This is a genomic window from Photobacterium malacitanum, from assembly GCF_900185615.1.
Taxonomy (GTDB): Bacteria; Pseudomonadota; Gammaproteobacteria; order Enterobacterales; family Vibrionaceae; genus Photobacterium; species Photobacterium malacitanum.
This window is the reverse complement of the sequence record NZ_FYAK01000001.1, coordinates 802,387-814,287: the sequence shown is the minus strand read 5'-3', so window position 1 is coordinate 814,287 and position 11,901 is coordinate 802,387. Positions and strand designations below refer to the sequence as shown.

Here is an 11,901-nt window from a genome sequence, read left to right as displayed (position 1 = left end):
AGCCCGTGTTAATCCGTGATTATAGAAGTTTAATTTGCTGATTCTGTAGTTGATGTAATGGTAATTCAACATCAGGCAGACTAATGATTGATGCCATTTTATGTTGTAAGTTTTTGTATAAACGGACAGCCGATTCAGGCGCATGGTTGTTATCGGGCGAATGAATAAACAGATACGGTTGTTTGCCTTCAGCCAGCCATAAAGGAATACGCTGTAACCAATTATTAAAGAAAGGATCATTATGGCTATCATTTGGATGACCGATAAACCGAATCACGGGGTTATTAGCAGTGGCTATCGCATGCACGGGTAAGCGAGGCTTTTTGCGTTGAGCTTCAATAATTGCTGCTGTGGTAGCTTGGGCCGAGAACAGCGGTCGACTATCCATAATGATTCGATTGCTGTTTTTTTCAATTAATAAGCGGTTAAGCGCTTTTTCGGCAGCGCCTTTGGTAAAAAATTCAGGATGACGAACTTCAACCCCTGTGGTGAGGTGTGATGGCAATTTATTCAGAAATTGGGCTAATACTGGTAATGCATCCGGGCCAAATTGAGCAGGTAATTGAATTTTCCAGATCGCGGTTTTAGGTGTTAAAACGTGCATCGTATTGAGAAAATCAGTAACAGCTTGATCACAATGGCGGAGTTGTTGTTGGTGAGTAATCGCTTGTGGCAGTTTAAACGTAAAACGAAAATGATCAGGGGTGGCATCATGCCACTTTTGCACCGTTGTCATACTGGGTGTGGCATAGAAGGTGGTATTACCTTCAACGGTAGTAAATATTTCGGCATAACGCGCTAGACGATCGCCACTTTTGCAGCCTTTACCGTATAAGCTTTGAATCCAATGATTATGTGACCACTGAGTTAACCCTAATCGCAATGGTAACGCACTGCAAGTCATAGCCTTTGTCATGAATATCCTCAATGGAGTTAAGATCAATACGGTTTAATTTTAAAGTATTCGTTCAAGAAAAGCTTAAATTACCGTTATTAGAAAAAGATCATTGAGGATTCCATTTTTGATTGGTGGTAGATCGTGCGAATAAACGTGCGGTTAACTTCGCAAACGGAGGCTGTTTGGGTATAATAGCGCGTTATTTTTGCCTCTTGGCCGGCTTGCTATCCAATTTTATGCGTAAATTAGACAGCAAGCGGTCGGGATTGAACCAGTTGTGCTTTGGTTAACAGTAAACTGTAACTTAAACACAAGCATGCTAAATATATAGATTGGGAATTTCTTATGCGCACCCATTATTGTGGACACCTAAATAAGTCCCTTGCAGGACAAACAGTAGATTTATGCGGTTGGGTTAACCGTCGCCGTGATTTGGGCGGTCTTATCTTTATTGATATGCGTGATCGCGAAGGTGTGGTTCAGGTTGTTATTGATCCTGACATGACTGAGATCTTCGGACTAGCTAACCAATTACGTAACGAGTTTTGTATTCGTCTAACGGGTGAAGTGCGTGAGCGTCCTGAAAGCCAATGCAATAAAGACATGGCAACAGGTGAAGTTGAAATTTATGCAACTGGCCTTGAAATTATCAACCGTTCAGAAGCGTTACCACTTGATTTCAACCAAAAGAACTCAGAAGAGCAACGCCTTAAATACCGTTATTTAGATCTTCGTCGTCCAGAAATGAGCGATCGCATCAAACTTCGCGCTAAAGCATCAAGCTTTGTACGTCGTTTCCTTGATGATAATGCATTCCTTGATATCGAAACACCGGTACTAACAAAAGCAACACCTGAAGGTGCACGTGACTACCTAGTACCAAGTCGTGTTCATAAAGGTAAATTCTACGCACTACCACAATCACCACAGCTATTTAAGCAGCTGTTAATGATGTCTGGTTTTGATCGTTACTACCAAATCGTTAAATGTTTCCGTGATGAAGATTTACGTGCTGACCGTCAGCCTGAATTTACTCAAATCGATATCGAAACATCTTTCATGTCAGCAGATCAAGTGCGTGCGACAACTGAAAAAATGATCACAGATATGTGGAAAGAACTACTAAACGTAGATCTTGGCGCATTCCCTGTAATGACATTTGAAGAAGCAGCACGTCGTTTCGGCTCTGATAAGCCGGATCTACGTAACCCACTAGAGTTAGTTGATGTTGCTGATATTCTTAAAGATGTTGAGTTCCAAGTATTCTCTGCACCAGCAAATGATCCTAAAGGTCGCGTTGCTGTCATTCGTGTACCTGGTGGCGCATCGCTAAGCCGTAAGCAAATTGATGAATACACTAAGTTTGTCGGCATTTACGGTGCGAAAGGCTTAGCATGGATGAAGGTTAACGATCGCGCTGCAGGTATTGAGGGTGTTCAATCTCCAGTGGCTAAGTTCCTAAACGAAGAAGTGGTGGCTAATCTTCTTGAGCGTACTCAAGCTGAATCTGGCGATATCATTCTATTTGGTGCTGATAGCAAGCGTGTTGTAACTGAAGCTATGGGCGCACTTCGTCTGAAACTAGGTGAAGATCTAGAATTAACTGATAAGTCCGCATGGAAACCACTTTGGGTTGTTGATTTCCCAATGTTTGAAGAAAATGAAGATGGTTCATTGTCTGCAATGCACCACCCATTTACTTCACCACTGAACCTAACCCCTGAAGAACTTGCAGCGAACCCTGCAGCTGCGCTATCAAATGCGTATGATATGGTTATCAATGGTTATGAAGTGGGCGGAGGTTCTGTACGTATTCACAACTCAGAAATGCAGTCGACAGTATTTGATATTTTAGGTATCTCAACTGAAGAGCAACGTCTGAAGTTTGGTTTCTTACTTGACGCACTGCAGTTTGGTACACCACCACATGCAGGTCTTGCATTTGGTCTTGACCGTTTGGTAATGCTACTTTGTGGTACTGATAACATTCGTGATGTTATTGCGTTCCCTAAAACAACAGCAGCAGCATGTCTATTGACTGATGCACCAAGCCTAGCAAACCCTGCATCATTAGAAGAGCTTTCTATTGCTGTAAACATTGCAAAGAAAAAAGAACAAGATCAAGAGTAATCTTATGTTGTTAACTGCCACTTAGCTTCAAGCGTTTAAAGGGCAGCTTAAAATAAGCCAATCACCTAATATAGGGATTGGCTTTTTTTATAACTGTTAGATTTAACACTGTTTTGGTAAAAGTCTTTTGTTCGCTTTCATGCTGCATTTAGTTTATGTTTTTTAGAGGATATTAATTAATAGCAGCAGGAGATACCCATGGCTGGTCACAGTAAATTTGCCAATATTAAACACCGCAAGGCCGCGCAAGATGCTAAACGAGGTAAAATTTTCACCAAGCTAATTCGTGAAATTACCGTTGCAGCCAAAGAAGGTGGTGCTGAACCTGAGAATAATCCTCGTCTACGTGCTGCGATTGATAAAGCATTATCAAATAATATGACGCGCGACACCATTAACCGTGCAGCTAGCCGTGGTGCTGGCGGTGAAGGCGACGAAGGTGTTGAAACGGTCATTTATGAAGGTTATGGTCCAGCCGGCACTGCGGTGATGGTTGAGTGTATGACCGATAATCGTAATCGTACTGTATCTGGTGTACGTCATGCTTTTTCTAAAGCTGGTGGTAATTTAGGAACTGATGGCAGTGTAAGTTACCTTTTTGAAAAGAAAGGCGTTATTTCCTACGCAACAGGATTAGATGAAGATGCTGTAATGGAAGTTGCATTAGAATCTGGCGCAGACGACATTGAAACCAATGATGATGGCTCAATTGATGTTTATACCACACCAGCTGACTTTGGTTCTGTAAAAGATGCGTTAGATAATGCAGGCTTTGTTGCTGAAAATGCAGAAGTAACATTAGTTCCGTCAACTAAAGCGGAATTGGACATAACAACAGCACCTAAACTGTTAAGGTTAATTGATGCGTTAGAAGATCTGGATGATGTTCAAGAAGTTTATCATAATGGTGACATGTCAGATGAAGTTGCTGCAGCACTAGAGTAAGTGTTTGCTTCGGAATATAAATGTCAATTATTTTAGGTATTGACCCCGGTTCAAGGATCACGGGTTATGGTGTTATTCGTCAAGTCGGACGTAAACTTGAATATTTAGGTAGTGGGTGTATTCGCACCTCATGTCCAGATATTCCCGGTCGATTAAAACAGATTTATGCAGGGGTTTCTGAGGTTATTACTCAATTTCAACCTGATTGTTTTGCGATTGAACAAGTGTTTATGGGCAAAAATGCCAGCTCTGCGATCAAGCTCGGCCAAGCACGTGGTAGTGCGATTGTTGCTGCTGTGAATGCCGATTTACCGGTCAGTGAATATGCAGCGCGACTAATAAAGCAAGCCGTTGTTGGTAACGGTGGTGCAGATAAAGCTCAAGTGCAACATATGGTGTGCTCAGTACTTAAGCTCGAAGGAAAACCTCAAGCCGATGCTGCTGATGCGTTAGCTATTGCTATTTGTCATGCCCATACACATAAAACCTTAATTGCGATGGCTGGTAAAGCGACCACTGCCCGTCGCGGTCGTTATCGTTAATTGATTTGGTTATCGTGGTTATAAAAAAGCAGCCGTCGCTGCTTTTTTATCGACTTAATTTTATGAGATCACGTATTGGACGTTTTCTCACTTGGTTTAGTAAAGATCACACATAAAGGGCTGGATATTGATCCAGTAGTTTACTATTCTAGTGTCAGTTTACTTCCTATTATAGAGATGATGTTGTGATTGGCCGACTACGCGGAATTGTGATTGAAAAACAGCCACCAGAAGTACTATTAGAAGTGGGCGGCATTGGCTATGAAGTACAAATGCCAATGAGTTGTTTCTATGAGTTACCAGATATTGGTCAAGAAGCGATTATTTTTACTCACTTTGTGGTGCGTGAAGATGCACAATTATTGTATGGCTTTAATAAAAAAAGTGAGCGTGAATTATTCCGCGAAGTGATTAAAGCCAATGGTGTCGGACCTAAATTAGGACTCGCGATTTTATCGGCAATGACAGCAAGTCAATTTGTGCGCAGTGTCGAATTAGAAGATGTTACTACACTGGTTAAAATTCCAGGCGTGGGTAAGAAAACCGCTGAACGATTAGTGGTTGAGATGAAAGATCGTCTGAAGGGGTGGGGCGAAGGCGATTTATTTACTGCGGCACTCGACACCGCAGCGTCTAATGCTGAAATTCAACATCCAGCAGCGCAAGCACGTGCTGAAGATGAAGCCGTTAGTGCGTTAGTGGCGTTAGGTTATAAACCACAAATCGCAGCCAAAGTTGTAGCACAAGTCTCTCAACCTGACATGACTAGTGAAGCGATTATTCGTGATGCACTTCGTTCAATGGTGTAATTACACATCCTCTAATAGGTATTTATTATGATTGAAGCCGATAGACTGGTTTCCAGTAATTTCGAAACACCACGCGAAGATGATATTATTGATCGTGCTATTCGTCCGAAATTACTCAGTGATTATCAAGGTCAAGATCACGTTCGTGATCAAATGGAAATCTTTATTCAAGCGGCGAGACGTCGTAACGAAGCGCTCGATCATCTATTGATTTTTGGTCCTCCAGGTTTAGGTAAAACAACGCTAGCGAATATTGTCGCTAATGAAATGGGAGTGAGTATTCGCACCACTTCTGGCCCTGTACTTGAAAAAGCGGGTGATTTAGCTGCATTATTGACTAACCTTGAAGAGAACGATGTATTATTTATTGATGAAATACACCGTTTAAGCCCGCAAGTAGAAGAAATTCTTTATCCAGCAATGGAGGATTATCAATTAGATATCATGATTGGTGAAGGGCCTGCCGCACGCTCGATTAAAATTGATTTGCCACCATTTACCTTAATTGGTGCAACAACACGTGCGGGATCGTTAACATCGCCATTGCGCGATCGTTTTGGTATTACTCAACGGTTAGAGTATTACAAGGTCGACGATCTTAAAGATATTGTATCGCGCAGTGCTAGCTATCTTGGTTTATCACTTGAAGAGGGTGGCGCAATGGAAATGGCAATGCGTGCTCGCGGAACGCCACGTATTGCAAATCGACTATTGCGTCGCGTACGTGATTACGCTGAAGTAAAAAGTGATGGCCATATTTGTCCTAATGTTGCCAGTAAAGCCCTCGATATGCTCGACGTAGATAGCAGCGGTTTTGATTATATGGACCGTAAACTATTAATGGCAATTATTGATAAATTTATGGGTGGACCTGTTGGTTTAGATAACCTTGCAGCGGCAATTGGTGAAGAAAAAGATACCATTGAAGATGTGCTTGAGCCTTATTTAATTCAGCAAGGTTTTTTACAACGAACGCCACGGGGACGTATTGCTACCCAGCGTGCTTATTTACATTTTGGGCTTGATATACCTAAAACAAAATAAGACTAAATAAGATATAACCATCAAAAACGAGATTATTATAATCTCGTTTTTTTATATATCGACATTATCAGAATGGAACAACAAATATAATTATCACTAAATAACGTTAATTAAAATAACAATGATTACCATTTAATAACATTTACTATTGGGTATTAATTATAATAATCGTAGTAGTGTTATTTTATCGTTAGCTGATCGTCGTATTATTGTGCAGTTGGTGGCTGATTATAGTGATAGATTGGCATTAAAATAGAATATTTTTCTATTATGAAGTCATTCTTAAATTTAAACATACTCTTCATTATTAAAATCTATTTAATACAAAATGATCACTCAGGTCTGTTTTGACTAAAAAGTCATAGAAAACAAGGCGGGTTTATTGTAATAGCATGTAATAAAATGGATTTTTATTCTTTGATGTTATTTTTAATAAAAAATACAGAATAACTATGGTGTTTTTGAATTCTTTTTAGCGATAAATTAATGGGGTGAGAGGATATTATAGTGCATTGTTTATTAATGATTTTTTTGTGATTTTTACGCCATGCTAACATTGTTGAAATGATGCAACTTATGATCAAATGAAAATGGATTGTGTTGTGATGTGTCAATTCATTAAGCCTGGGTTAAAAATAGAATTAACATAAATTTTCATTGAGCAGTCAGAAACTTAGTATTTATTGATGTAGATCAAGTTGAGCGCGTTGGGTGTCTTCATGCGGTGTTTTATTTGATAAATATCAAAGCAAAACTATTAATAAATACTTTGAAGATTATTGCTGATATCTGTAATATTAGGCTTGACTTTATTAGCTGTAGAATAACAGTAAAACAATATTTTTGGTACAAAACTGCAACAATAGAATGGACGCCATTATCAACATGATAAATGCGATCAGGAAGATCACCAATATTGCGGTTTGTTATCTACGATTGGCTAAACCCAATAATCGGTACACTGTGTAGTACTGCACCAGTCAGCCTGGTGAAAAAAGGAGTTATCAATGTTAACTGATGTCGTCGAACTATCGCGGTTACAGTTCGCTTTAACAGCTATGTATCACTTTTTGTTCGTTCCATTGACTCTAGGTATGGCTTTCTTATTAGCCATTATGGAGTCGGTTTATGTAATGACCGGCAAGCAAATCTACAAGGACATGACAAAGTTCTGGGGTAAGCTTTTCGCGATTAACTTTGCGTTAGGTGTGGCTACTGGCCTATCTATGGAATTCCAGTTTGGTACAAACTGGGCTTATTATTCTCACTACGTTGGTGATATTTTCGGTGCGCCGTTAGCAATCGAAGCACTGATGGCGTTTTTCCTCGAATCCACTTTAGTCGGTATGTTCTTTTTTGGCTGGGATCGTCTATCAAAACGTCAACACCTTGTCGTGACATGGTTAGTAGCGTTAGGTTCTAACTTCTCAGCGTTATGGATTCTTATTGCCAATGGCTGGATGCAAAACCCTGTAGGCGCGGATTTCAACTTTGAAACCATGCGTATGGAAATGGTGAGCTTTGCGGACGTTGTATTTAACCCTGTTGCTCAGGTTAAATTCGTTCACACTGTTGCATCAGGTTATGTATGTGGTGCGATGTTTATCCTTGGTGTAAGTTCTTACTACTTACTAAAAGGACGTGATATTGCTTTTGCACGTCGTTCATTCGCGATTGCAGCTGCATTTGGTTTAGCATCAATTGTTTCAGTAATGATCCTTGGTGATGAATCTGGTTATGAATTAGGTGATGTTCAAAAAACCAAGTTAGCGGCGATTGAAGCTGAATGGCATACTGAACCTGCACCTGCAGCATTCACAGCATTTGGTTTCCCTAACCAAGAAACAATGGAAACAGATTACGCGATTAAGATTCCATATCTAATGGGTATCATTGCAACACGTTCACTTGATACTCAAGTAACGGGTATTCGTGATCTGAAGAAACAACATGAAGTGCGTATTCGCAACGGTATGGTTGCTTACGGGTTACTTGAGAAACTGCGCGCAGGTGATAAGACACCAGCTAACATTGCCGCATTTGATGAAGTAAAAGGCGATTTAGGTTACGGTCTATTATTGAAGCCTTACACTGATAAAGTTGTTGATGCAACACCAGAACAAATTCAACAAGCTGTTGATGACTCCATTCCTCGTGTATGGCCACTGTTCTTTAGCTTCCGTATCATGGTTGGTGCTGGTTTCCTAATGTTTGCCATTATTGGTGCTGCATTTGTGCAATCTTGCCGTCATAAAATTACGGGTAACAAATGGGTGCTTAAAGCTGCACTGTTTGGTATTCCATTACCTTGGATTGCAATTGAAGCTGGTTGGTTCGTGGCTGAATATGGCCGTCAACCGTGGGCTGTTGGTGAAATTCTACCAGTACATATGGCGGCCTCTAGCCTTGAACCATCACAATTATGGTTCTCGCTAGCTGCAATTATTGGACTTTACACGCTGTTTTTGATTGCCGAAGTGTACCTAATGCTTAAGTTTGCGCGTTTAGGTCCAAGTAGCTTGAAGACAGGTCGTTATCACTTTGAACAAAAAGATACGGCACAAGATGTGGTTTCACGTCAGGTTGAAGTGTAAGCAGGGAGAAACAGAATAATGTTTGATTATGAAAGCTTGCGAGTCATCTGGTGGGTGTTAATTGGTGTATTGTGCATCGGTTTTGCAATCACAGATGGTTTTGATATGGGCGTTGGTATGCTGTCACCAATCATTGGTAAGACAGATAACGAGCGTCGAGTAATGATTAACTCAATTGCACCGCACTGGGATGGTAACCAAGTTTGGTTGATCACCGCGGGTGGTGCATTATTTGCCGCATGGCCATTAGTTTACGCAACAGTATTCTCTGGTTTTTATGTTGCAATGATCATCACGTTAGCGTCGCTATGGTTACGTCCATTAGGTTTCGATTACCGCTCTAAGTTAACAGATACAAAATGGCGTGATTTGTGGGATAAAGCGATTTTTGTTGGTAGCTTTATACCACCTGTAATTTTTGGTGTTGCTTTTGGTAACCTGATGCAAGGCGTACCATTTGAAGTAAACGAATTTATGATCACTAGCTACAAAGGTTCATTCTTTGGCTTACTGAATCCGTTTGCTCTATTGTGTGGTGTTGTGAGTTTATTGATGATCATCACTCAAGGTGCAGCATTCCTACAATTGAAAACAACCGACGCGATTCATGCACGTGCACGTAATGTTGCTGTTATTTCTTCATTATTAATGGTTGTGGTGTTTATTATTGCGGGTTTTGTTGCTCAAGGTATTAATGGCTATGTGATGACATCGGCAGTATTAGCGAATGCGGCGTCAGATCCATTAACCAAAGAAGTGGTTCGTCAAGTAGGCGCGTTGTTTATTAATTATAACAACTACCCTGTATTGTGGATTGCACCAATTCTAGCAGTGGCAATGCCAATTCTGACCGCATTGTGTTCACGTGCTGATCGTGGCGGTTTTGCGTTCTTGTTCTCAAGCTTAACTGTTGTTGGTGTGGTATTAACGTTTGGTTTTGCAACATTCCCATTCATTATGCCATCAAGCTTAGATCCAAATGTGAGTTTGACTCTTTGGGATTCAACGTCATCTGAATACACATTACATATTATGACTCTTGTTGCATTTGTAATGGTGCCGGTAATCTTGGCGTACACCGCATGGTGTTACTACAAAATGTTTGGTCGTCTTGATACTAAATATATCGAAGACAACAAGACATCACTGTACTAAGGAGTAGATGAACTATGTGGTATTTCGCTTGGATTTTAGGTGTTCTTCTGGCTTGTTCTTTCGGTATTGTCAACGCATTATGGCTTGAGACAACTGAAAATATGGATAAAGACAGTGAGTAATATAGATCGTGCGGTTAAGCTAATTCATGCACCTTTGAGTGTTCTGCCGCTTAAATTATTAGCAATAGTAATGGCGCTGACTGTTACTGGGTTATTAATGTGGGAGCCTCGACAATTTGCTGAAGATATTGGTGGATTTAGTGCTGGATTAGCGCCGCTGATGATTTGGGCAACCTGTAGCGCGATGGTGTTTGGTATGGGTTTTGTTCCTCGTCGGTGGTATTTTCAGGTGTTCTTTACACCTTATATCGCACTGCCTGTATTATTATACATTCTTGGATTACGCTTTTTATAATTGCTAATCTCTAGAACCTAAAAAGCCTGTTGCCGTAATGGAACAGGCTTTTTTTGTATGTAAAGTGTAACCAAATTTAACATGTTGTTTTTTATGCATGATAACTGAACAGAATTGTGATTTGATTGTCAGAACCTACTGACAAATTTCATTTTTTGGTTAAATGCACGACCTAGGGTGTTTTGGCGGTAACCATCATTCAGTGAGTTAGGGTATAGTAGTGCATTGAGCGCGATTAATGACGCTGTGTAGGTATGACGGGTATGGGTATCCAATGAAAGAACAAGATATTTTTAAATGGCCAATTACCATTTATTATGAAGATACTGATGTCGGTGGCGTGGTATACCACGCTAATTACTTAAAGTTTTTTGAGCGAGCACGCACAGAGTTACTGCGTTATATAGGCTTAAGTCAGCAACAATTATTTGCTGATAATATGAGTTTTGTTGTACGTAGTATGAATATTGATTTTATTCGTGGTGCAAAGTTAGATGACCAGCTTGTTGTTAATACAACTATTCAAAATGTACGTCGCGCATCAATAGAATTTAATCAAGAACTTGTTAATGACGACAATGTGGTATTTTGCCGCGCGATTGTGAAAATTGCCTGTATTAATCCAACCATCATGAAACCAATAGCTTTACCTGTACAATTAAAGCCGGAGATACATTAAGTGAACTCAGAATTAACCATTTTAGACCTTTTTTTGCAAGCAAGTTTGTTGGTAAAACTGGTTATGCTTATTTTGCTTGGAATGTCGATTGCTTCTTGGGCAATGATAATTAAACGCTCGCAAGTACTAAATAGTGCAGAACAGAATGCTGCTCAATTTGAAGATCGTTTTTGGTCTGGTATTGATTTGTCGCAGTTATATCAAGAAGTTCAACAGCGTAAAGATGAATTGACGGGTTCTGAACGTATTTTTTACTCTGGCTTTAAAGAATTTGCACGTTTACACCATAGTAATGGTCGAGTACCTGAAGCGGTAATGGAAGGTACAGGGCGCGCAATGCGAGTCTCTTTGTCAAAAGAAGTTGATGAACTAGAAACTAATTTACCTTTCCTTGCTACTGTTGGTTCAATCAGTCCTTATATTGGTCTTTTTGGTACAGTGTGGGGCATTATGACGGCATTTATTGCTCTTGGTGCAGTAAAACAAGCGACATTAGCGATGGTTGCACCAGGTATTGCAGAAGCGTTGGTGGCAACGGCAATGGGTCTTTTTGCTGCGATCCCTGCAGTAATGTTTTATAACCGTCTTACTAATAAAGTGACTAAACTTGAACATACTTATGTAACGTTTATGGAAGAGTTTTCAAGTATTTTACACCGTCAGGCATTTGCAGCGAATCAGGAGTAAT

Annotated in this window: 12 protein-coding genes; 11 read left to right on the top strand and 1 reads right to left on the bottom strand. The window is 40.2% G+C overall.

The window, feature by feature from the left end; all coding sequences use genetic code 11:
* Window positions 1-19: 19 nt before the first annotated feature.
* A complete protein-coding gene (locus PMAL9190_RS03600) occupies window positions 20-916 on the bottom strand; it encodes a DUF72 domain-containing protein (RefSeq protein ID WP_087843951.1) in 897 nt (298 codons plus the stop codon).
* 327 nt (window positions 917-1,243) lie between these two features.
* On the opposite strand from PMAL9190_RS03600, the gene aspS reads away from it, so the two are divergent.
* The 11 genes from aspS to tolQ all read left to right on the top strand — a co-directional run bounded on the left by aspS (window position 1,244) and on the right by tolQ (window position 11,900).
* A complete protein-coding gene (aspS, locus tag PMAL9190_RS03595) occupies window positions 1,244-3,028 on the top strand; it encodes an aspartate--tRNA ligase (protein WP_087843950.1) in 1,785 nt (594 codons plus the stop codon).
* 198 nt (window positions 3,029-3,226) lie between these two features.
* Window positions 3,227-3,973, top strand: coding sequence for a YebC/PmpR family DNA-binding transcriptional regulator (locus PMAL9190_RS03590; RefSeq protein WP_087843949.1), 747 nt, complete (start codon window positions 3,227-3,229; stop codon window positions 3,971-3,973).
* 20 nt (window positions 3,974-3,993) lie between these two features.
* Complete coding sequence (gene ruvC, locus PMAL9190_RS03585; protein ID WP_087843948.1) at window positions 3,994-4,515, top strand: crossover junction endodeoxyribonuclease RuvC; 522 nt, start codon at window positions 3,994-3,996, stop codon at window positions 4,513-4,515.
* A 185-nt stretch (window positions 4,516-4,700) separates the two neighbouring features.
* Window positions 4,701-5,324, top strand: coding sequence for a Holliday junction branch migration protein RuvA (ruvA, locus tag PMAL9190_RS03580; protein WP_087843947.1), 624 nt, complete (start codon window positions 4,701-4,703; stop codon window positions 5,322-5,324).
* Between the two features lie 27 nt (window positions 5,325-5,351).
* Window positions 5,352-6,368, top strand: coding sequence for a Holliday junction branch migration DNA helicase RuvB (gene ruvB / locus PMAL9190_RS03575; RefSeq protein WP_087843946.1), 1,017 nt, complete (start codon window positions 5,352-5,354; stop codon window positions 6,366-6,368).
* Window positions 6,369-7,375: 1,007 nt separating this feature from the next.
* Window positions 7,376-8,962, top strand: coding sequence for a cytochrome ubiquinol oxidase subunit I (gene cydA / locus PMAL9190_RS03570; protein WP_087843945.1), 1,587 nt, complete (start codon window positions 7,376-7,378; stop codon window positions 8,960-8,962).
* Window positions 8,963-8,980: 18 nt separating this feature from the next.
* A complete protein-coding gene (cydB, locus tag PMAL9190_RS03565) occupies window positions 8,981-10,117 on the top strand; it encodes a cytochrome d ubiquinol oxidase subunit II (protein ID WP_087843944.1) in 1,137 nt (378 codons plus the stop codon).
* Window positions 10,118-10,131: 14 nt separating this feature from the next.
* The gene (cydX, locus tag PMAL9190_RS03560) at window positions 10,132-10,239 is read left to right on the top strand and encodes a cytochrome bd-I oxidase subunit CydX (RefSeq protein ID WP_036795409.1); all 108 of its coding nucleotides are present in this window, start codon (window positions 10,132-10,134) and stop codon (window positions 10,237-10,239) included.
* Complete coding sequence (locus tag PMAL9190_RS03555; RefSeq protein WP_036795408.1) at window positions 10,232-10,534, top strand: cyd operon YbgE family protein; 303 nt, start codon at window positions 10,232-10,234, stop codon at window positions 10,532-10,534. Before cydX ends, PMAL9190_RS03555 begins: the two co-directional genes overlap by 8 nt.
* A 274-nt stretch (window positions 10,535-10,808) precedes the next feature.
* Complete coding sequence (gene ybgC, locus PMAL9190_RS03550) at window positions 10,809-11,213, top strand: tol-pal system-associated acyl-CoA thioesterase (RefSeq protein WP_087843943.1); 405 nt, start codon at window positions 10,809-10,811, stop codon at window positions 11,211-11,213.
* A complete protein-coding gene (gene tolQ / locus PMAL9190_RS03545) occupies window positions 11,214-11,900 on the top strand; it encodes a protein TolQ (RefSeq protein ID WP_087843942.1) in 687 nt (228 codons plus the stop codon).
* Window position 11,901: the final 1 nt, after the last annotated feature.

Coding starts and splice junctions, on each gene's coding strand:
- ybgC (WP_087843943.1), top strand. CDS start 10,809: ATGAAAGAACAAGATATTTTTAAATGGCCAATTACCATTTATTATGAA.
- ruvB (WP_087843946.1), top strand. CDS start 5,352: ATGATTGAAGCCGATAGACTGGTTTCCAGTAATTTCGAAACACCACGC.
- PMAL9190_RS03590 (WP_087843949.1), top strand. CDS start 3,227: ATGGCTGGTCACAGTAAATTTGCCAATATTAAACACCGCAAGGCCGCG.
- PMAL9190_RS03600 (WP_087843951.1), bottom strand. CDS start 916: ATGACAAAGGCTATGACTTGCAGTGCGTTACCATTGCGATTAGGGTTA.
- aspS (WP_087843950.1), top strand. CDS start 1,244: ATGCGCACCCATTATTGTGGACACCTAAATAAGTCCCTTGCAGGACAA.
- cydX (WP_036795409.1), top strand. CDS start 10,132: ATGTGGTATTTCGCTTGGATTTTAGGTGTTCTTCTGGCTTGTTCTTTC.
- ruvC (WP_087843948.1), top strand. CDS start 3,994: ATGTCAATTATTTTAGGTATTGACCCCGGTTCAAGGATCACGGGTTAT.
- cydB (WP_087843944.1), top strand. CDS start 8,981: ATGTTTGATTATGAAAGCTTGCGAGTCATCTGGTGGGTGTTAATTGGT.
- cydA (WP_087843945.1), top strand. CDS start 7,376: ATGTTAACTGATGTCGTCGAACTATCGCGGTTACAGTTCGCTTTAACA.